Origin of the sequence: Microcoleus sp. PH2017_08_TRC_O_A, assembly GCF_020738665.1 — a bacterium.
GTDB lineage: Bacteria > Cyanobacteriota > Cyanobacteriia > Cyanobacteriales > Microcoleaceae > Microcoleus.
Window position 1 is genome coordinate 50014 of sequence record NZ_JAEQCE010000005.1, and the last position, 21086, is coordinate 71099.

A 21086-nucleotide genomic window follows, 5' to 3' on the forward strand; every position below is an offset into this window, starting at 1 on the left:
AATTATCCCATTGTCCGCCCCTTGATAGAGGTAAAGATATCACTACCGAGATAGATTTAAAGTATAAAAACTTTTGATGCACATTGGCCGTCAAAATTAATAAAGCTAGCAGCACGAGTCTTGAGCCGGTGTTAGGGCTCAAGTTGAATGCTTATTTATAAAACCAGTTATGACTCACTATCACGCCAATAACTCTTTTCGCTCGGACTTTTCCGACGCGGAAATACTATACAAGGTATCAGAAATAACAGCCCCCCAACACCTAGTTTGCGACGGCGAAACTCTGAACGATCGCCTGTGGTCGGCAATTCCTCATATAGTTTGGAAAGCAAATGCCAGCGGCTGGGCGACTTATTTAGGCGAGCGCTGGGAGGAGTACACGGGGGTACCAGTAGCAGCAGCATTGGGTTTCGGCTATCTGGCGCAGGTTCACCCAGAAGACTGCGCTCGTCTGTTGGCGCGATCGCGCCCGGATGCTGGGCCGCCCCAAAGTTACGAAATACAATTTCGTCTCCGGGCGCAAGAGGGCACTTACCGCTGGAACTTGGCCAGAGGATCGCCCGCCAACCCTGACAGTCATGATGTTTTGGAGTGGGTGGGAACTTACACAGATATGGAGGCGATCGCACAAACTCAAGGCTCGCTCGCAGCAGAAGCAGAAATTTGGCGCCGCCAAGCGTGTCCGGAAGTTAACTTCACAGGCAAAAATTTGGGCAAAATAGACGCAGGGAGTGATTTGCAGGCGATCGAGCGGTTTACAAATTTGTTGAGCCAGCGCAACGGTAACTTGTGCGAGTTGTTGCAAGCGATCGCAGACGCGACTGTGGAGGCGATCGCCGGAGCTGAATTTTGCCTGGTTGCGCTCCCGGAGTGGGATTCCAGCGGCCTCAAACTCAGCGCTGTCGGGGGCGCGGCCAACTTTTCTGCGGGCAGAACCCCGCAGATACAAGACAAGCTTCTGCTGAAAGCGTTTGCGACGGGAGAGTCTCAACTGTGGCGCTCAGAGTCGGGCCCAGGAGTGCCGGCGGCGGCCTGTGCTGCGGCGATCGAGTCGCGGGAAACCGGGCGTTTGGGCGTTTTGGCGATCGGTAATGTCCAAGACAGGACGGCTATTGACAGCGGATCTGTGCAACTGCTGGCGGTGATGGGAAGACAAGCTGCGATCGCGATTAACAGCGCGCGGGCGATCGAAAAATTAAAAAAGCAGGAACAACTTTTAGACTTGCAAAACGAGCTGCTAATTCGCCAACAGGAAGAACTGGAAAATCAGGGGCGGCGCATTCAACAGCAAAAATTGCAACTGCTAGAAGCAGCAAAGTTAAAATCGCAATTTTTGGCCACCATGTCCCACGAATTGCTAACTCCCATGAATGCGATTATCGGCTTTTCCCAATTGCTGCTGCGCCAGCACAAACAACTGCTGAGCGCGCAGCAAATAGATATGGTGGGGCGAATTTTAAATAACGGCAAAAACCTGCTAGTCCTGCTCGACGATATCCTCGACCTCTCCAAAATCGAGAGCGGTCGCACCGAATTAGAAATTGAAGAATTTGATTTAGCGCATTTAGTAATGGATGTGGCTCTGGAATTCGGAAATCAAGCTACCGAAAAGAATGTGGCAATGTCCGTCTGCGTGGGCTTGCAGGATCGGTGTATCGTTAATGACAAGTTGCGGCTGCGGCAAGTTTTGGTGAATCTGATTTCCAACGCGGTTAAATTCACTCATCAGGGCTGCATTTGCATTGAGGTAGGGGAATTAGAGGGCGATCGGCTAATTATCACCGTTCGGGATACAGGAATCGGCATTTCCGAAACAGATCTGCCCCACATTTTCGACAAATTCCATCAAGCCGACCAAAGCACAACCCGCCCATATCCAGGCACTGGTTTAGGACTAGCGATTAGTGCCTCGTTAGTCAAGATAATGAACAGCACAATTACGGTCGAAAGTCAACTAAAAAAAGGTTCGAGATTTGCGATCGAAATCCCGCGAAAAATTAACCCCAAAAAGTCAATTCCTGACTGCAAACATTTTTGATATTGATAGCAGAAGCAAGTTCGGCAACCGATTTTGGAACGGATGTAACGGATTTAACGAAGGTCATATCGAATATCGAATATCGAATTATCGAATCCGGTAGCATCGGAATTATTAGTAGCCGAAATGAGGAGACGGCAGTGCCGTTTCCCTACCGCTATTAATTGTGGGGAAACGGCACTGCCGTCTCCTCTGCAATTCCGGTGTAACCGGAATTGATATCAGTAGGGTGTGCACCTTACCGCTTAGGAATGGAAAGGACTGAAGTCCTCACTACGAACCTGCAATCAATTTTATAGTGAGGGCTTTAGCAAAGTCCGATCTAAAGACTAGAAGTTTTCCCAACTTGAGCCTGAGTAGCAATTGGTTTAACATCGGTGTAGCCCATATTATTAGCTACATCGCGCAGCACCGAAATTTGCTGTTCAAACTCCAGACCTTCAATTTGATCTAACACGCCATTCACAGCCTCAGTTGCCTCATATCCTTCGGGGATATCGACAATTTTATCCCCCATATCAATAGCCCAAGCATACCAAACCAGCAACTGATTGTTAGCAGTTAAAGCTCCGTAAGCGCGAGAATAAGGCGTGTCGTCACCGTTGACAATACCTCGCATTATATTCAGTTGTTGGTCGTGGGAAAGGTTGTAAAAATCATTTAGCAACATGGGAGCTAACTCTGGTTCCGCAGCAGTGGGAGCGGCTGGTGTAATTGAGTCTCCCATTTTTTCATAAATAAAGTAGAGCAGTGCCAGTTTTTCATCTGTACCCAAACCGTTTATTTTATCAACCATGTTTTGAGTATCGTCTGAGAGAGCGTGAGTATTGGTCGCGGCGGGTGAGTTCATAAGTTAAAATTCCTTAAAAATGCTTCCAGAATATATAAATATCAACATTTGTAGGTACAAGTCACCATCCCCGAGAGGTAATGCGATTTTAGATTTTAGATTTTAGATTTTAGATTTTGAAATGACTTATTTCATAAGGGTTTTGAGCTTGCAGAGAGTTGTCTTGTTTTCGGAAACTGGTGTAATGCTGAGCCAAGGTCTTAAAATAAATCATCCTTGAGATAGAAGCCAACAATACATCTGCGGGAAGATGAAAATAATAGGAATTTTAGCGACAATAATTATATTGAATTGTTAAATAAAAGTAACAAGGAGTCGGCTATGTCTGAAGTTAATCCTCAAGTGAATACAGAATTAGATAACACTCAAACATTTGATGCTCAACAGATAACTGAAAGCGTAGAAGCTGGAGAACAAAAGTTGCCTGAGGTTAATGTATCAGCCGACTACGAAGCTTCAAAAGAATTCAGCGTTAGCGATATCGATCGCACGAGTGCCGGCGCCGAAGCTGCCGCTGCTGCAACTGCGCCTAAATTTGAGATTCCCGCTGCTAAAGAAATCCCAATGCCGGCAGATTCACAGGGCAATCCCGATGATTTTTTAGCGATGGCTAAGGAAGTTAACCGCACAGGTGCACCGGGCAATGTTACGGACGATTTGGTGCAAAAGGCGATCGAAATGGGTACTCCCGGCAGTTAATTTAGAATCGAGACTTAAATTTAGCCCTCTAAGGTACGTAGTTGCGCTTCAGCGCTCTTTGCTGATATTTGCTAAGAGCGCTGAAGCGCAACTACGTACCTAATTTGTTTAAAATTGGTATTGCTAATGTATCAAGTCGATCGCACGACAAATCTTGCCGATCGCGCGATCGGGCAAAATTTCCACCACCAAATCCACGCCATCGCCCTCAAGCATCGACTGAATATATAACTCAGGATGCAGTGCTTTCCAGAAATATTCCACAAACCGATTAATTTCCGACTCTGACATTCCCGACTTCCCCGCAGCCATCATTTCCCGTTCCGCCTGATTGCGCCACACTTGAGAAAGGCGATAATCTCGGGGATACAAAACCATCAACCGATCTAATCGGTTCCACAGTGGCAAATAGTCGTGCAGCTTCGCATTCATATCGCGCGCAAACTGACAGTCGCCCTCTGTGGAAATCGGAAACGGCGCCGCCGCCAAAAACTCGTTCAATTTGCGATCGGCGACTGGATTTACGCCGACAAACCAACCTTCAAACAGTACAATATCCGCACCGGAAATAAGTTCTGATTGACTTCGATCGCCCGCACCTCCCCAGGCTGATTTTTCAAACCGGGGAATTTCTATTTTTTGACTGTCAAATGCTGCTAATTCCCCCGTGTGAGAAGCGCGCAACTGGTCTAAAACGGAGATTCCCAAGTCAATATCGTGAGTGCCGGGGGGGCCGCGCCAAATTAAACGCGGGTCAGCTTGTTGGAGATTTTGGCGATCGGCATAAGTCTTGTAAAGATCGTCTAAAGAAAGGCTGACTGTGGAATATCCCAATTTTCCCAGCATCAGCCTCAAAACTTGGCATAAAGTAGTTTTTCCCGTTCCTTGGACTCCTAAAATTCCTTGAATTAAAGTCCGGTTTAAACTTTGTTTTTCAGTCGATAATTGCATCGCCAGTGGCAGCCACAGATTCCACAAACTTTCTAGAAAAACACTTGACTTGACGGGGAAAGTATGCAGTCGATCGAGTACAGACAGGAATAAATCGGTTTTGTGGCGGACAACATCGGCTGCGTTGTCAGGAGTAATGTTAAAAGCGCGCGATCGCAGATCGTCGGCAAGTTCCCAACAGGCGAGGCGATCGAAATCGGGAGCGATCGGGCGATCGCCCGATCGCCAGCGGTGTAAAATTTCAACAGGCGTTAAAGTCGAGCCAACCATTGTAGATTTTAGGATTGGATAATGGGATGATATTATATCGAGTCGATTACCATAACAAAAATGGTTTGTAGTGCGGACTGAAGTCCGCTCTAACGCTGCGGACTGAAGTCCGCACTACGAACTAATTTTACTGTTTGTAGTGCGGACTGAAGTCCGCTTTCACGCTGCGGACTAAAGTCCGCACTACGAACTAATTTTACTGCGATTAATCGATCAGACACGATATGATTTAATAATAGATATCTTACAAAAGTCGTTTTAATCACATTTTGGAACGGGCAAGATGCCCATTCCACAGAAAAAAAAATTGTGGAACGGGCATCTTGCCCGTTCCTAGCTATTGTGCAAGAGGTCTAATTCAAAAATTCTGTATGAGTTGGGAGGCCGCGCGGACTGGAATTATTTTTTTAAACTTGTATCAAAACTTTCTAAGGGGAGGCTAGTTTTAGGCAAATAATATCTGCAAGCGACAAATATTTTACCATTTTTTAAGAGCCAAGTTTGAAAGCTTCTACAAATAAATTGTAAGTCACGCCAATTTTTAGAGCATTGAGCATTTCCACCCACAAAGCACCAGCCACCAGCCGCCTGCTGCTGTAAACCAGTCGGTTCGCCAACTCGGCGAACAACACCAACATCCCGGCTACGATAATATCCCAATTAGCGGCTTGTCCGGCGATCGTCGAAAGAGCAGTTCCCAAAAAATTGCCGAACAGCAGGCTAATTACCAGCAGCGAAATCCGCCGCCAAGGATTGCTAGCCCAGCGTGCAAATTGCTCGCCCAGAACATCAATCAATCTGTTAATTCGGGTATTCTGCATAAAAGTTAAAAGTTATGCGGATGAGTCAGTCGATTTTAGATTTTAGATTTTAGATTTTAGATTTACTTGCAGGATTGAATCTGCTGGGAGATTGAACAGGAGTCTCAAGTTTTTGGCTAGATCCTCAAGAGTATCGGGGCTTGTAGCTGTTTTTGAGCGGGGTTAAAAAATGCCGATCGCGAACAACCCCAAATCCTTACCGGATCAGTATCCGGCAATGTCAAGTCTCAAATTTAACATCTAAAATGGTATTGAGCGATCTGGAGCTTTATAGCCCCGAACCGTCAAGTAATTAAGTGTAGCTGTATCTTGTGGCACAGTAGCCCCGGATTCTACATTCAAGATTGGTAGGACTAATTGCAGGGGTGCAGTCTATCCTTTAAGCATAAAATTTATGAAACTTCAAAATTACCAGATATTAATTGGAATGGCGATCGTTCTATTTACAGGAATGTTTCTCGGACGTTTTGAAATCACCATCTCCAACGGTGCAAATCGATCGAGCGATTTGCCCTCAGCAGCCACCGCACTCCCCCCAACACCCCCGGTTTCGAGAGTCGCGACAGGTGCCGCAGACACCGCTAGCAAGCCCAAACCCGAGTTACCCCCAGAAGCAGAGGAAGAAAGCAATTCCTCAATCCCTGTCAATGGCAAAGCTGCCGGCAGTTTGCGAGTCAGCAACCGCAGCGAACACCCAGTGCGAGTGGCCTTGCTGTCGAAACGGCAAACCGAGAAATCCTACGGAAAACCGGCCCACTGGGATTTTGCGCCGGGGGAAGGTGGTGGTAAGGGACTGATGCTATCGCTGCCGGAGGGCAAGTTAAAAGTCAAACAGGGAGACATTCTGGTGGTTTTTGCTCAGGATGGTTCCCGCCGCTACTGGGGGCCTTACGTCGCCGGGGAGACAGCCTCGCCCGCTTGGAATCCCAAAGCCGAAGAATGGCAATTAACTTTGCAGCAGTGAAAGCTTAGCTGCGGGCTGAGATTTTGATTGAGAAACCCGGTTTCTGCGGTTTTGTTGAGAACGGTGCAAGATTTGAATTGAACCTGAGATATTGCGTTTTTCAAGAGCGGGCCCGACACCCCACAAGAAGCTTGATGTCTTGTGGAACAGGCATCTTGCCTGTTCTTGAGAACGCTGCAAGATTTGAATTGAACCGGATTAGATCGAATTCCCAGTTTCGAGAAGGCAATTTTTCGGTAGACTTCTATGCGAGTTAAAATTTTAAATCTAAAATCGCAGGAAGTTTGGGTGAAGGAAGTTATTAAAAATTTGTCAGAATATTACAGGCATCGGCCGATGGTACCTTTGTTGCTATCGGTGTTGTGGCTGTGCGCGATCGCCTGGGTAGCTTTCTTGTGGAATTTAGGCAACATCGGCTTAGTTGACGAAACCGAACCGCTGTTTGCTGAAGCCGCCCGTCAAATGACGGTGACAGGGGATTGGATCACTCCTTATTTCAACAGCGAAACCAGGTTTGACAAGCCGCCGTTGATTTACTGGCTGATGGCGGTGGCTTACCACACTCTGGGCGTTAACGAGTGGGCTGTGCGCCTTCCGTCGGCTTTTTGTGCGATCGCCCTGACTTGCCTCGGATTCTACACTCTATCGAAAACAGAAGGAAGAAGGAAGAAGGAAGAAGGAAGAGGGAATGAGGAAGAAGGAAGAGTGAATGAGGAAGAAGCAAAATTCTCCCAATCTCCCAATCTCCCCCTCTTTCTTTCTACTCCTTGGATTGGTGCGGCATTAATAGCTTTAAATCCCCAAACTATTGCCTGGGGGCGGACTGGCGTTTCTGATATGCTATTAGTTGCCTGTATTTGTTCGTCACTTTTGGCATTTTTTCTCGGTTACACGCTAGAAGAACAGAGAGAAAAAGCAGAACTTTCCACCATTTATGCTGGGCGATTTCCCAATAAATGGTATTTGACTTGTTACGTACTAATTGCCTTAGCAATTCTGGCTAAGGGGCCTGTGGGAATTGTCATCCCAGCGATGATTATTGGTAGCTTCGGGCTGTATTTGGGAAATTTTCGGCAACTTTGGCGCGAAATGCGTCCGCTGTCGGGAATCTTGATTATTTTGGCGATCGCCCTACCTTGGTTTATTCTCGTTACTTTAGCCAACGGTGAAACTTATATTGACAGTTTTTTCGGCTATCACAATTTCCAGCGTTTTACTGGAGTAGTCAACAAGCACTCGGCGCCTTGGTATTTTTACTTCATTGTAGTGCTCGTCGGTTTTGCGCCTTGGTCAATTTATTTGCCGGTGGCGATCGCGCGTACCCGTTTTTGGCAGCGCAGTTACTGGCGCCGTCAAGCGCGATCGGCACAATTAAGTTTATTTGCCCTATTTTGGTTCGGCTGCATCTTTGGATTTTTCACGCTCGCCGTGACAAAATTGCCTAGTTATGTATTGCCTTTACTGCCCGCCGCAGCCATTTTGGTAACGCTGCTGTGGAGCGATATTATTGCAGGCAAGCAACCACAAAACAGACCGGGAAAGTTAGAGAAAAAACCAAATTCTTTACCGCGAGGGCTGTTAGTTACATACATTTTCAATATCGTATTTTTACTGATTATAGCCGGAGCAACTTTCTACTGCTACAACTGGCTCGGAGATGACCCGGCAATGCCCAATTTTCCGCAAGCAATTCAGCAGTCGGGATTGCTGATGGTTGGCGGTACGATTTGGATAACGGCGGCTGGGGCGATCGCGCTTTTACTCTGGAAACGTCAACAACGCTGGATTTTGGTTGTTAACTTCATCGGGTTTGTAGCATTTATCATATTTGGTCTGACTCCCGCCTACAATTTGGTCGATCTCAACCGCCAGTTACCTCTAAGAGAGTTAGCGAAGGTTGTTGTCCAACAAAAACTGCCGGGAGAAGAGTTGATGATGATTGGTTTCTGGAAACCAAGTCTAGTTTTTTATACCCAAGATCCGGTGACTTTCTACCGACTTCCCAGAGGCGCAAAAGACTACATCGAGGAATCCAACAACCACACTTCTCCGACGATTCTAGTGCTGGGATATCCACACAAGTTTGTGGAATTCGGATTGCAGCCAAATCAATATCAGTTGTTGGACAGTCGCGGCGCGTACCAACTGGCAAGGGTTCCGAGAAAGGCGTTTTTGAATTAGTGTATTGTACTGCGGTTTTGGCGATCGAGCGTCAGACCAGCTATGATGTTGAAATTGCGGTACAATCTACTAAACACCTGAAACATCAAGCTGGGAGCCAATCATGGTTTCAATCCTGAACAAACCCTCCTCGTTAATCCATGAGATTTGCATTGAAAAAGTCGATCGCTGGAAGTTATTCAAATTTAGTGAATCGCTCCAACAGCGAATGGAACAATTGTTAGAAAAGAAGAAGGACGATCGACTAATGGCAGAAGAGATAGCGGAACTTGAAGCCATTGGGGAATTAGATCGCATCTTTACCCATATCAATGCAATGATGGTGGCTCAAGATGTCGATCGGTGATTATACAAGACAGGCGGTTCGAGAAAGAGCGAGCTATTTTAGAGGAATGAAAGACTATGATCCCAATTAATGAAGCTCAACAGCAGTTGCAGCAGTTAATCGATTCGGTGAGTCAGTCACATCAACCGATCGCGATCGCAGGACAGACTAGCAATGCAGTGTTATTATCGGAATCTGACTGGGCATCTGTGCAGGAGACACTCTATCTTCTATCAGTGCCAGGAATGCGGGAATCGATTCGCGAAGGACTGGCAACGCCGATCGAGAATTGCGCTAGGGAGTTGGAGTGGTGAATTGGAATTTGGTATATACCAAACAGGCACAGAAAGATGCCAAAAAGCTGGCTTCTAGCAATTTACAAGACAAAGTACAAGAGTTAAGGCGCTACTATGGGTATCAGTCAAAGAAAAGACTATCCCACGATATGTATTTACTATAGATAAGGTGATAAGACATAATGCAAAAGCAAACAGACGATCTTAATCAGCAGTTAGACTCAGCTCGTTCCAAAATTCTTGATTCCTACCTTGCAACTATTGAAGATAGCTTTCGAGAAAACCGTCCTCAACTAAAACTCATCAATTATGGTACAGGGTCAGGAAAAACTCACCAATTGTTTCAAGCAATATATCAAACCATAGAAGAACATTCAAATATTCAAATAATCGGTATATATGTTTCCCCATTGAGAGAACACTTATGTGTGCCAGCTTCAGTTGAGAGCCAATACCCAGATATTCCCGTCTATAAAATAAATTCGTTAGAAATGAAAACGACGGATGAGTATATCAACTTATACAAAAAGTTGATATCTTCAATTCTCAAAAACAAAAAGATTTGGAAAATCGATAAAAAAGTATGTCCTGATGAAAAGGTTCAGGAAAATCGACGCAACCTTGAGAAAGTAAAAGATGTGATTAAACGCCTTGAATATGTAAAAAATACAGGTTTTGGAGATGAGAATTTTAATAAATCTGAGACTGATAAAGCAATATGGGAACTTAATTATTTAATTGAAAGCTTTTTAGAATTTTTTATCAAATCTGAATTAGATAAAAGTAATTGTCCTGCTGAATGTTTAAAGTTAATTGAAATATTTTTTCCCCTCCACCTTCTGCAAAACAAATCGGGAATTTTGATCCTCACCTATAAAAAATTTGAAACGGCTATTTCGTACTTTATCCACAACGGTACAAAATGGGTAAAGAAAAGCAGTCATCTCGATAAATACGTTATTGAGCATACAGACAACTCCCGAAAGTTTATACTTGCCTTGGACGAGCAGGAAGATGGCTATCAAATTATGCTAGAGGAGAAGATTGATATCATCTCTCCTGAAAAACTGGCAATCAATAATGCGCTATCATCTATCAATAGAGAATTTTCTATGCTGTTTTCAACTAAAAATAATGAAAACAGAGATTTTTTAAATTTCATAGATAAGAATAAGGGAGCTTTTTACGAATTTCAAGAACATTTTGAAAAAGACAAAGCCCTAGAACCAAAACTGCAAAAATTCGCCCGCATATATCAACGGTTGACCTTTGAGGAGGGAAACTCTATCAATTTTTTAGAAAAAATAGTAAAAATTCAAAATGGGCTTGACGATTCAATGGAAGAAATAGTTGGGATTTTCGACAATGATGAAGAAAATCTCATTATAGTGGATTTTGAAATGTTATCCAGAGTTATTTCAAAATTTGAGAATAATAGAAGTTTGTTGATTCCTCAAAAGCTTTACAATAAAATATGTGATGATTTAATGAACATTTTTGCATACAACAACCTATACATCTACAACCTCGAACCTCTGCAAAAATTGTTTTTAACCAAACCTTCTGGCGGGCACGTCCAAATCACAGAGGAAAAAGTGGCAGATAATACTTCTGTAGCAGACTTAATTTATGCCATTCTAGCTGTGCGATCGCAAATCAAAACCATCAAAGATTTTCTAGCTAACGTCTTAGATGCTGAAGATTCTCAATCCCGTTCTTTAGAAATTTGGTCGAAACAAATAGCTAAAGTCCAAAAGGCAAGTGAAGAAAGCCCCTCGCAAAATCAACTGCTAAAATACTTAAATACTACTTATGTCTATGAAAGTTATAAGTCGATCGTAAATATCAAAGAAATTTCTCGTTATCAAAATCCTAAAAATAATCTGATCGATCGCGCCCTTAGAGAAGTTTCTATTGGTAGTACGGCTATATTGACTTCGCCTGAATTCAAGCTCAATTCCATGTTATGCAATAATAGTAATGTGATTTTTCTGATTTCAGCAACAGGAGGAATTTTAGGAGATTTAAGCACGAGCTATGATATGCAGTATTTCAAAGATAAATTGCGGAATGCTAGTGAATCCGGTGAAACTTCCTTTAAGGAAATGAGCGAGGAAGAAGTATCGGTTTGCGAAAACATCAGAGAAAGTCGTGAGGCGCAGCGACAGATTGCAGTAAAGTTTTTCGGTGAAGATTTATTGTCTTTCCCAAATAACGAAACTCAAAAAGTTGTGGAACAATTTGAAGAAACTATTTTAAAAAGTTTTATCGACGATCTCAAGCAGGATGGGAATTGGCTGGGAACTTACAAAATCCAAGAAATTCAAAAGTTTATTCGTTTCTTGTTTTACCTGTTTGAGGATGACTCAATTCAAGAAACAATTGCTTTTACTCAAACTCTACGCTGGATTAAAAAGTTAATTCAACATTGCGAGCTACTCAAGCAGGCTAACTTTAAATTTAAAGCATCAACCGAACATCCAAATATATATTATCTGCAAGTAAAGCATAAGGAATATCAGAGTAATATTCAGATTAAAATAATTTTGTATGAGGCATCATTCAACAGTCTTTATTGCGACAAAAAAGCTCAAAACACGTATTTGAATGAGCTGGTTGAAAAAGCAGGGGAGAAAATCTTCTTTATATCGGCTTATCAGTCAGCTTCCAAAGGATTGAATCCGATTATTAAAAATCCTAACGGCGATGAAAAAGATTTCGACTCTTTAGCTTTGTTAATGGACAGTTACTATACAGTAATGGGCCCATCGCTGAACAAATCAAAAGATTCTGGATTATCTATGACGCTTTACCATTTTGCGTTGATGAAAAGTATTGTAAACTTGGGAGACTCTAATATTGAAATCAAAGATTTCAACCAATACCTCAGCCGACCAGAAGCTGGAGAATTTCGACAGCAGCAACACCAGATTTTATTAGGGAAACAAGTTTTGCAAGCGATCGGCAGATCTGAGAGACGCGATTTTCCTAACCAAGTGGTAAAAATATTTGTTAATGAAGAAACCAGAAAAAATTTAGTGAATTTTTACAGATACCTGGAAGGGAAAGAAAAGGAGGAAATTCGTAAATTTTCCGTTAACAACCACAAAGTTTACTTAAGCGTTCGAGAAGAAGAAAAAAAACGCTCGATTAAGGATTATGAAGATCATATTCTTGATGAGATTGATGCCACTATGGCTTTCCAAGCGTTTAAAACACAAATGTTGGAGGAAATCGATCGCTTTCATCTTAATCAACATAGTTTTGACATCACAAAATCGTGGGATGCGTTGCGCGATCCAATTGTTTTCAAAGACCCAGCTAAGTATCTGGAAAAGTTGCGAGATTCAGGGCTATTTCCTGCTGATTTTATTGAGTCATTATTCTATCACAACCCAGAACAAGTTGAATTTACGCCCTATTTAGCTTCCGAGGAAGAAAGCGGTAAAAAATTCCAGATTATCAGCGATAGCATCAATGGGGAAAAAATCTATCCTTACCAGAAGCGGTTATATCCTGAATATCTAAAAATTAGCGAGCGAGGCTATGACTTAGAAGGTAATGAAATTGGCTCCCTAGATCCTTCGACTGATTTAATCTACAGACTCTACAACAATTTGATGCCACAACCTGAAGTTTTTAATACTTATATTCCGCGTCCGAATTTCTTTTACGATGTGTTGTATCCTTCACTGGCTGAAAATTTTGTGGAACGCTGGATTCAAGATGTAGTTTTCAAAGAAGGTAAAGACTGGAAAGCCATAAAATCCATCTATCGTTTTGAGCCATTGCGAGATTTAAAAAAATATTGTAAACTATACGAGCGGTTTGATTTGTACTATGTCAAGGAGAATACGTTATTTTGTATTGATGTTAAAGCTTGGAGCGTACCTTCGGGAAATCGCCTGTCAAAAAAGACGCTGGATAAAACCGAAAACAAGCTGAAGGAAATTGTTTCAGACTATCCAGAATTTAGCACCGCAAGGGGGTTACTTCTTAACTTGCACGCCGCCCAAGAAAAAAATCAACAATACTCACCCACGCTATTTTCGGGAAATTTAATTTTCTTTGACGATCGCAATTGTCCAGTAGAATCCAATATCCTCAAAGAGTTTTTGTTTACAAAGGAGAAATAAAATGAAAAATAAAACAGCAGCATTATCAGATATATCGCGAACCAATCAACTAAAAATTTTAGAAAATCCACAAGAAGTTGCCGAAAAACTGCGTAAGTATCTATTTAAAGAGGGACAAGGGATAGAACATTTTGAGCTTAAATATCCGATTGCTGAAGATAAAGATTCTGAAAATGAGGATTCACGGCCTACCTTTTATAAAGAGCGGCATAAATACATTAAAGCTCAAGTCCAAGAAAGACTTGCTGCACATGGGGAGAAACGAGAAAAATCAGAAATTCAATACTTCCTCTCATATACTGGGGGCAAAAAATATGTGTTCTTTTTATCCCCTAATAAAAATCATTCTGGATGGCAAAAGTTATTTACAGACAATTCTAGCGATCGAGAAAGAATTTTCAACCTCATTTTCAAGTTTTATATTCTGTCTCAAGGCTTATACTTTGAGACACTGAATGGTTTTGAAGAATTACTGTTACTCCATTCCAGGGATCTCAGCAAATCGAAAGAGGCTCTTTTTGTGTGGGGACAAAACTTGTTAATCAAATACAATCAACATGGCGTACTCACATTAACCTTGTCTCGAAAACACCGACTCTTCTTACCAAAAGATAGCTACAGTACCATAGATGGTGATGATTTAGGAGATTTGTTGGTCTACAACGATAAGAACTACTACTTCGATCGCGACCTAGATGCTAGGAAAAAAAATAAAATAAATTTTATGCAATTTGGTAGCGATCCCAAAAATTATGACCAGTTCAAAAAGACTCAGCTTTATCATTACCAAAACCTCATGACAAAACTTGAGGACTTTTTAAGTGAGTGCCAGATTAAATTTAAATCTCTTGATTTTCACGCTGACCACTACTTAGAAAACCCTTTTATCAAAAACATAGAATCTGTAGAATCCTTAGAGATTATTAACAATACTGGAGTCGATTTAACAGAAGATGACCGACAATTTTTGCAATGCTTTCTGAAACATCAAGGGATATCTACGATCGCATTTTACAATGATGGAAAAACTGTTAGTACCTACGAACAAGTACCTGACGGTGAGGACGGGGTTTGCTGGAAAATTACGGAATCTATTAAATGGTCAGATATTCAACTCGAACCGAAAAAAAACTATTTGGTTTTCAATAAACTTTTGGAGGAAGAAGCGGGTTCGATGGCTTATCAAGCAAAAAACGATCTGTGGTATCCATCAACAACAATAGATAATAAATCGTCAGTAGATTTCTATTCACAGTTAAAGAAAAGATTTAACTATTTGGAGACGGGACTATTTTTTAGCACGCAGGGGATAGATATACCAAAATTTCGTGCTGTGGGAGATGATAAAACTGATTTTGCGGTTTTTAATTATACAAATTGGAAAATTGATAGAGATAGTCTCCACAAGGAGACGCAATCTTTTACAGAAGGGAAAATCTTGGATGTAGAGGGTTCTATTTTTTGTTATCTAAAAGAACAAGCAGATAGCAAACAATGGGAAAGTTTCTGCGATAAATACAAGATAAAGATTTCACCTAAATTTCAGAAAGTATTGATTGAGTTGGGAATTAAGAACTGGATCGCGCAGAGTCTTGCAAATCCGAACTTGGGCTTGCCTATTACTCATCAATCATTTCCTGAAAAACAATTTTTTAGTATTTATGTACGCAGCCCCAAAAACAAGGAACCTAAAGCGGTTGCGGTAGAATTTATCTACAAAGATGGTTGCATATATATAAAAAATGTAATGCGAGATATGAAACAAATAGAAACGAAATTTCGATTAATAAGGAAAAAAAATCAGTCAGAAAAATTAATTAACGATCAAAAATATTTTGTAGATGAATCAGAGAAGCTGTATATTAGTTGTTATACAGATGATAGGTATACGCCAACCTTAATTGGACGGATTGGTATTATTGAAGACTTGGAAAGCGGAGAATTAACAATAGACCGCAAAAACAAAGGTGAAAATAGTAGTAGATTGTTACCTTTGGTATCCCATTACAACAGCGAGATTAAACCTATTAACAGAATCCAAAATATGATAAGTTTGGATTTGAAGAACGAAACATTTATTCAGTATTATGTTCCTCCCGCACAAAATATCGGAGACTCGATTAAGAAAGGGTTTAAAGTCTATCATTTGATTGGGAAGAGAGATTCAGGAGAGTCAATTCCTAGATCTGAGCTTATCGAGCATCCCATCGCAGCTTTACATTTTAGTACGCTAACTCAAAATGTTTTAAAAATCGGTGATAACAGTCAATCGTCATTGTTACAAAAAGTAGCACAAGTATTAATTGAAAATTGAAACAAGGCTGAATTTGAATGCTGATTTCAGAAAAAATCCAGATATTTCAGCGATCGGAGAAGAGTATCGGATACACTCACATCTGGTGTGAGGCAGGAGAAAAGTATCAACGTCAGATAGCAAACCTGCTACTTAGAGCCGATCGCACTTCTCGATCGCCATTTAGACTGGTAACTGAGCAAACCATATGTGCCATAATCAGCCATATTATTTGAAGTGCGATCGCCCGAACCTATGGATGCGCTCATCGGCAAAACTTTACAGGGTGGAAAGTACACCCTCGAACAAGAATTGGGACGCGGTGGCTTTGGAATTACCTTCAAGGCAACTCACCGCTATTTAGGACAGCCTGTCGTTATTAAAACCCTCAACGAATCCCTGCGGCGACAACCAAATTTTGCCGAGTTCGATCGCAAGTTTCAAGACGAAGCAAGGCGGTTGGCTTCCTGCGTCCATCCGAATATAGTGCGCGTCAGCGACTTCTTTGTCGAAGACGGACAGCCTTACATGGTAATGGACTACATAGCCGGTCAGAATTTGGGCGATGTAGTCGGTACAAACAATCCCCTCCCAGAAAATCTGGCAATTCTCTACATCACTCAAATTGGCGCTGCTTTGAAAGCAGTTCATCAAAAGGGTTTGCTGCACCGAGATATCAAACCGCAAAACATTCTGTTGCGCCAAGGTACTCAGGAAGTCGTGCTGATCGATTTTGGCATTTCCCGCGAGTTTACAGCAGGTGCAACTCAAAGTCACACTAATATGGTGTCCGACGGTTACGCACCACCAGAACAGTATTTCGCCCAAGGAAAATATACGCCCGCTACCGATGTTTACGGGCTAGCGGCGACGCTTTACACTTTACTCACAGCCAGGGTGCCCGTGGCTGCCATTTTGCGTACCAGTCAGCCGATGCCTTCACCCCGCGACTTGCGGCCAGACTTAAGTGTGACTGTGAGTCAAGCGGTGATGCGGGGGATGACGGTAGAGGCTCAAAATCGCCCTGCTAGCGTGGATGAGTGGCTGTCGCTGCTGCACGGGCAGGGTGCAGGGTCGGATACCGGGCCGACGCTGGCTGTGATGCCGGGACACGGCCCTCAGTCGCCTGCAACTCTTAAAACAGCGCCTGCTGTGGTGACGAATGGGGGCAGCAACCGCAAGGTTTGGTTGATTTTGGCGTTTGTGACGATCGCACTTATATTCGGTGGTTTAGTCGGGATTGCGAGGATTTTCTTCAACGGACAATCTTCGGAACCGGCACCGATGGCGAAGGACGATCGCACTTCCCCCCCCGCAGATCCAGACGCACGCACCAGCCCCATACCAATTCCCACTCCCACACCCGCACCAATTCCCCCTCGCCGAGAAACTCCGTCGCCTGCTGCTGAAACTCCCGCGCCAACTCCAACTCGAACTCCAACTCCAACTCCCGCGCCAACTCCAACTCCGGCCCCAACTCCAGCACCAACAACAACTCCAACACCTGAGGCTGGGAAACCCACACCAGCGGAAAAACTGGTTGACAAGCAATTGCCGCCCGATCGATCGCCCCCACCCAGCGAACAACCAGGAACCGGTTATCAGAAGACTCCCACTATCCCAGGGTTTGCCGTTGGTACGCCGGAAAGTCAGATTGTAAGTGCACTGGGAGATCCCACAGACTCTCAATCCCGCGGCTATTGGCCGAATACTCGCACCGCACTTTATGAATTGCTGCCGAACCGGGTGACTCTGGGCTATATTTACGATCGCAATTCCGAACAACTCGTACAAACAGAGGGTTCTTTTGCCCAGTCGGTGGACGATTTGGTAGTCCGAACCGCGTTAAACGGCATGGTGGGCGGCGCAGATAAGGAGATTTTGCAAGGGTTCCGGGACGTGCAGCAACGTCGCACCAATCGGTTTAATTTTCAGAAAGGTTCGTTGAAAGGGACGATCGAACGCAACAATCGCGATCGAATTTACATCGGCGTCTGGGACAAAACTTTGCATTAGAAATCTTCCACCGGTGTAGAGAAACCGGGTTTTTTAACGAAAATATTTGTCCAAAATGCTCATTCTCACAGTTGGCGATCGCAAGTGTCACAATACTTAAAGGTTTTTTAGGTACGTAGTTGCGCTTCAGCGCTCAAGCGCAACTACGTACCTTTTTGAATCTGTCTCGGTTAAAAAACCCGGTTTCTTGGTAGTGCGGCCTCTACTATTTGCCAAACAATCCCCAATCCCCAATCCAAAATCCCCAATCCTCAATTCAAAATCCAAAATCTTCAATCCAAAATCTAAAATCTAAAATCCAAAATCGATTGACGTTATACAAAATATTAGCTATGATTAGAGAACACGAGGGGCTGTAATGGTTTCGACAGGGTGGCGAAAGCTGCTCCGTGATGCAGGTCGAGAGGGAGTCTACTCTCGTTAATATCGGCTCAAAAAAAATAGTAAATGCGAACAACATCGTTCCTTTCGCTCGCAAAGCCGTAGCTGTAGCCTAAAAACTTCTCTAGCTTGGTTCAGAGTGTATGCCGCTTAACTCCGTTAAAGGCAGCATAACAACCCCCAACGGATGCCCTAGCTAAACGTTTCTAGTCGTCTAGCCGGGAAAGCAATCACTAGAAAATCCTCCCATTTAGGATAAAGATGGTTCCCGCCCCAAGGATCAGAGGGGATAAACCTGTGAACGATCGGAAGGTAAATACCCATTTTGGACGGCAGTTCGATTCTGCCCAGTTCCATAAAAAAGGTAGCGTAAAATCAATGGTTTAAGCCATTTGAAAGTTACCTTAAAGCATAAAAAGGGCAGAGAATTAATTCTCTGCCCTTTTTGTTTGGGCTATATCTCAAAGGAGTGATATCAAATCCGGTAGCATCGGAATTATTAGTAGCCAAAATCAGGAGACGGCAGTGCCGTGTCCCTACCGACAAATATTGTAGGGAGACGGCACTGCCCTGGACTCTATATCATTCTGGTGTAACCGGAATTGATATCATATCAATTTCATTAGTATCGCAATGATATAAACGGACGAAACGGCAGTGCCGTGTCCCTACAATTAATCATGGTAGGGACAGGGCACTGCCGTCTCCTCTTCATTCCTCAACCATAAGTTAGCAACCCATTAGTCAAGCTTGGGGATCAGATAACTATAACTTCCCCTCATCTATCGGTTCTTGGGGCCTGTCCGGCGATATACTGATATGCGGTAAAGCATTAAAAATCTTTACAAACACCCAAATCTCCAAGCCTACTCCTACTAAGGATGGGTGAAAAATTATATGGCGATCGCTCAAAAGCTGGAAACATGAACCCAGGAATTGACTTACAAGGAAGTTTTGTAGAAGCCCTGACGAATTTGGGCTTACCGGCGGACATCGCCCACGTGCTTTGGCTACCACTGCCAATGGTGCTGATGGTTGTCGGTGCTGTATTCGGGGTACTGACTAGCGTCTGGCTAGAGCGGAAAATTTCCGCCGCCGCTCAACAGCGGATTGGCCCGGAATTTCTCGGCCCCCTGGGAGTCCTAGCACCCGTTGCCGATGGCATGAAGTTGGTATTCAAAGAAGACATTGTACCGGCAAAAGCTGACGCGCTGCTGTTCACGCTCGGCCCGGTAATTGTCGTGATTCCAGTGTTTCTGTCCTACTTGATCGTACCCTTCGGAGAGCATATGCTCATCGCCGATATGGGGACAGCGATATTTCTCTGGATTGCTCTTTCTAGCATTCAGCCGATCGGCTTGCTGATGTCGGGCTATGCTTCTAACAACAAATACGCTCTCCTCGGCGGACTCAGAGCCGCTGCTCAATCCCTCAGCTACGAAATTCCCCTAGCTTTGGCAGTATTGGCAGTTGTGATGATGTCCAACAGCTTAAGTACGATCGACATCGTACACCAACAAGCCGGCTACGGCATCATCGGCTGGAACGTCTGGCGACAACCCGCAGGTTTCCTGATTTTCTGGATTGCAGCACTAGCCGAATGCGAACGTTTACCCTTTGACTTACCCGAAGCAGAAGAAGAATTGGTAGCAGGATATCAGACTGAGTATACAGGCATGAAATTTGCCTTATACTACATCGCTTCCTACGTTAACCTCGTCCTTTCTTGCCTGCTAGTAGCCGTTTTGTACCTCGGTGGTTGGGAATGCCCGATTCCCGTCGGAGTTATCACAAATGCCCTGGGATTGAGCGAAACAACTCCTTGGTTACAGGTAATTACCGGCACGCTGGGCATTACAATGACCTTGTTGAAAGCCTACTTTTTCCTGTTCTTGGCAGTTCTGCTCCGTTGGACTCTGCCACGAGTTCGGATTGACCAATTGCTAGATTTGGGATGGAAGTTTTTGCTTCCGGTTGCTCTAGTTAACTTGCTATTGACCGCAGCTTTGAAACTTGCCTTTCCCTTTGCTTTTGGCGGTTAATTCATAATAGGTAAAGGGAGCTGTAGGGAAACGGCACTGCCGTCTCCTGATTGCCGGATATAACTGTAGGGAAACGGCACTGCCGTCTCCTGATTGCCGGATATAACTGTAGGGAAACGGCACTGCCGTCTCCTGATTGCCGGATAAAAATACCTGTTAACTCTCATTACCTATTATGAATTAGCAATTACCAAAAACTCAAGTACAGAGAGAGAAAACGATGCTAAAATTCCTCAATCAAGTAGGCGAATACGCCAAAGAGACTGTTCAAGCTGCTAAGTATATCGGCCAAGGACTAGCAGTGACCTTCGATCACATGAGACGCCGACCAGTTACAGTGCAGTATCCTTACGAGAAACTAATTCCTTCCGAACGTTTTCGGGGCAGAATTCACTTTGAATTTGACAAGTGCATCTCCTGCGAAGTCTGCGTTCGGGTATGTCCAATCAACTTACCTGTTGTAGATTGGGAATTTAACAAAGAAACTAAGAAGAAGCAACTCAAGCACTACAGTATCGATTTCGGGGTGTGTATCTTCTGCGGTAACTGTGTAGAATATTGTCCGACTAATTGTTTGTCGATGACAGAAGAATACGAGTTAGCCGCCTACGAACGTCATGAATTGAATTATGACAACGTGGCCCTCGGACGTTTACCATACAAGGTTTCAGACGATCCGATGGTGACACCGTTGCGCGAATTCGCTTATTTGCCGAAAGGTGTGATGGATCCTCATGAAGTTTCCTACACCGATCGCCGTGCAGGCCTCCGCCCAGAGGAAATTCAGGAAAGTAAGTAAGGGGAATGGGGAATGGGGAATCGG

The 21086-nt window shown here is 43.6% G+C and carries 15 protein-coding genes and 1 other RNA gene; 13 read left to right on the forward strand and 3 right to left on the reverse strand.

Annotation, left to right across the window (positions count from 1 at the left end):
* Positions 1 to 169: 169 nt before the first annotated feature.
* Both JGK22_RS02820 and JGK22_RS02825 read left to right on the forward strand, forming a co-directional pair.
* The gene (locus tag JGK22_RS02820) at positions 170 to 2038 is read left to right on the forward strand and encodes a PAS domain-containing hybrid sensor histidine kinase/response regulator (protein WP_293312289.1); all 1869 of its coding nucleotides are present in this window, start codon (positions 170 to 172) and stop codon (positions 2036 to 2038) included.
* Positions 2035 to 2202, forward strand: coding sequence for a hypothetical protein (locus tag JGK22_RS02825; RefSeq protein ID WP_293176276.1), 168 nt, complete (start codon positions 2035 to 2037; stop codon positions 2200 to 2202). Before JGK22_RS02820 ends, JGK22_RS02825 begins: the two co-directional genes overlap by 4 nt.
* Positions 2203 to 2360: 158 nt before the next feature.
* Here JGK22_RS02825 and JGK22_RS02830 read toward each other — a convergent pair whose 3' ends face one another.
* Positions 2361 to 2888 (reverse strand): orange carotenoid protein N-terminal domain-containing protein, encoded by a 528-nt coding sequence (locus tag JGK22_RS02830; protein WP_293191757.1) that lies wholly within the window; start codon positions 2886 to 2888, stop codon positions 2361 to 2363.
* Positions 2889 to 3209: 321 nt separating this feature from the next.
* Here JGK22_RS02830 and JGK22_RS02835 point away from each other — a divergent pair, with 321 nt between their 5' ends.
* Positions 3210 to 3587 (forward strand): hypothetical protein, encoded by a 378-nt coding sequence (locus tag JGK22_RS02835; RefSeq protein WP_293176271.1) that lies wholly within the window; start codon positions 3210 to 3212, stop codon positions 3585 to 3587.
* Between the two features lie 123 nt (positions 3588 to 3710).
* On the opposite strand, the gene JGK22_RS02840 is transcribed toward JGK22_RS02835, so the two are convergent.
* Positions 3711 to 4808 carry a glycerate kinase gene (locus JGK22_RS02840; RefSeq protein ID WP_293176269.1) on the reverse strand — a complete coding sequence of 366 codons (1098 nt, stop codon included), beginning with the start codon at positions 4806 to 4808 and terminating at the stop codon, positions 3711 to 3713.
* A 488-nt stretch (positions 4809 to 5296) separates the two neighbouring features.
* Complete coding sequence (locus JGK22_RS02845; protein WP_293176267.1) at positions 5297 to 5629, reverse strand: DUF565 domain-containing protein; 333 nt, start codon at positions 5627 to 5629, stop codon at positions 5297 to 5299.
* Positions 5630 to 6023: 394 nt separating this feature from the next.
* On the opposite strand from JGK22_RS02845, the gene JGK22_RS02850 reads away from it, so the two are divergent.
* From JGK22_RS02850 to ndhI, 10 genes are all read left to right on the forward strand, one after another.
* Positions 6024 to 6593: a hypothetical protein gene (locus JGK22_RS02850; RefSeq protein ID WP_293176265.1), complete on the forward strand. Its 570-nt coding sequence runs from the start codon at positions 6024 to 6026 to the stop codon at positions 6591 to 6593.
* Between the two features lie 246 nt (positions 6594 to 6839).
* Positions 6840 to 8774 carry a glycosyltransferase family 39 protein gene (locus JGK22_RS02855; RefSeq protein WP_293312291.1) on the forward strand — a complete coding sequence of 645 codons (1935 nt, stop codon included), beginning with the start codon at positions 6840 to 6842 and terminating at the stop codon, positions 8772 to 8774.
* A 103-nt stretch (positions 8775 to 8877) separates the two neighbouring features.
* Positions 8878 to 9120: a hypothetical protein gene (locus JGK22_RS02860; protein ID WP_293176261.1), complete on the forward strand. Its 243-nt coding sequence runs from the start codon at positions 8878 to 8880 to the stop codon at positions 9118 to 9120.
* Between the two features lie 56 nt (positions 9121 to 9176).
* Positions 9177 to 9413, forward strand: coding sequence for a type II toxin-antitoxin system Phd/YefM family antitoxin (locus JGK22_RS02865; RefSeq protein WP_293176259.1), 237 nt, complete (start codon positions 9177 to 9179; stop codon positions 9411 to 9413).
* Positions 9414 to 9577: 164 nt separating this feature from the next.
* Positions 9578 to 13531 (forward strand): hypothetical protein, encoded by a 3954-nt coding sequence (locus JGK22_RS02870; RefSeq protein WP_293176257.1) that lies wholly within the window; start codon positions 9578 to 9580, stop codon positions 13529 to 13531.
* A gap of 1 nt (position 13532) precedes the next feature.
* Positions 13533 to 15845, forward strand: a complete 2313-nt coding sequence (locus JGK22_RS02875; RefSeq protein WP_293216218.1) for a hypothetical protein — start codon at positions 13533 to 13535, stop codon at positions 15843 to 15845.
* A gap of 234 nt (positions 15846 to 16079) precedes the next feature.
* Positions 16080 to 17840 carry a serine/threonine-protein kinase gene (locus JGK22_RS02880; protein WP_293312293.1) on the forward strand — a complete coding sequence of 587 codons (1761 nt, stop codon included), beginning with the start codon at positions 16080 to 16082 and terminating at the stop codon, positions 17838 to 17840.
* 349 nt (positions 17841 to 18189) lie between these two features.
* Positions 18190 to 18580: a transfer-messenger RNA gene (gene ssrA / locus JGK22_RS02885) on the forward strand.
* A gap of 564 nt (positions 18581 to 19144) precedes the next feature.
* Positions 19145 to 20263, forward strand: coding sequence for an NADH-quinone oxidoreductase subunit NuoH (gene nuoH, locus JGK22_RS02890; protein ID WP_293176334.1), 1119 nt, complete (start codon positions 19145 to 19147; stop codon positions 20261 to 20263).
* A 220-nt stretch (positions 20264 to 20483) separates the two neighbouring features.
* Positions 20484 to 21062, forward strand: coding sequence for an NAD(P)H-quinone oxidoreductase subunit I (gene ndhI / locus JGK22_RS02895; RefSeq protein ID WP_293149617.1), 579 nt, complete (start codon positions 20484 to 20486; stop codon positions 21060 to 21062).
* The last annotated feature ends 24 nt before the right edge of the window (positions 21063 to 21086 follow it).

What these genes read in the sequence shown, in the direction of transcription:
- JGK22_RS02820 (WP_293312289.1), top strand. Translation starts at nt 170, where the DNA reads ATGACTCACTATCACGCCAATAACTCTTTTCGCTCGGACTTTTCCGAC.
- JGK22_RS02830 (WP_293191757.1), bottom strand. Translation starts at nt 2,888, where the DNA reads ATGAACTCACCCGCCGCGACCAATACTCACGCTCTCTCAGACGATACT.
- JGK22_RS02835 (WP_293176271.1), top strand. Translation starts at nt 3,210, where the DNA reads ATGTCTGAAGTTAATCCTCAAGTGAATACAGAATTAGATAACACTCAA.
- JGK22_RS02840 (WP_293176269.1), bottom strand. Translation starts at nt 4,808, where the DNA reads ATGGTTGGCTCGACTTTAACGCCTGTTGAAATTTTACACCGCTGGCGA.
- JGK22_RS02845 (WP_293176267.1), bottom strand. Translation starts at nt 5,629, where the DNA reads ATGCAGAATACCCGAATTAACAGATTGATTGATGTTCTGGGCGAGCAA.
- JGK22_RS02850 (WP_293176265.1), top strand. Translation starts at nt 6,024, where the DNA reads ATGAAACTTCAAAATTACCAGATATTAATTGGAATGGCGATCGTTCTA.
- JGK22_RS02855 (WP_293312291.1), top strand. Translation starts at nt 6,840, where the DNA reads ATGCGAGTTAAAATTTTAAATCTAAAATCGCAGGAAGTTTGGGTGAAG.
- JGK22_RS02860 (WP_293176261.1), top strand. Translation starts at nt 8,878, where the DNA reads ATGGTTTCAATCCTGAACAAACCCTCCTCGTTAATCCATGAGATTTGC.
- JGK22_RS02865 (WP_293176259.1), top strand. Translation starts at nt 9,177, where the DNA reads ATGATCCCAATTAATGAAGCTCAACAGCAGTTGCAGCAGTTAATCGAT.
- JGK22_RS02870 (WP_293176257.1), top strand. Translation starts at nt 9,578, where the DNA reads ATGCAAAAGCAAACAGACGATCTTAATCAGCAGTTAGACTCAGCTCGT.
- JGK22_RS02875 (WP_293216218.1), top strand. Translation starts at nt 13,533, where the DNA reads ATGAAAAATAAAACAGCAGCATTATCAGATATATCGCGAACCAATCAA.
- JGK22_RS02880 (WP_293312293.1), top strand. Translation starts at nt 16,080, where the DNA reads ATGGATGCGCTCATCGGCAAAACTTTACAGGGTGGAAAGTACACCCTC.
- nuoH (WP_293176334.1), top strand. Translation starts at nt 19,145, where the DNA reads ATGAACCCAGGAATTGACTTACAAGGAAGTTTTGTAGAAGCCCTGACG.
- ndhI (WP_293149617.1), top strand. Translation starts at nt 20,484, where the DNA reads ATGCTAAAATTCCTCAATCAAGTAGGCGAATACGCCAAAGAGACTGTT.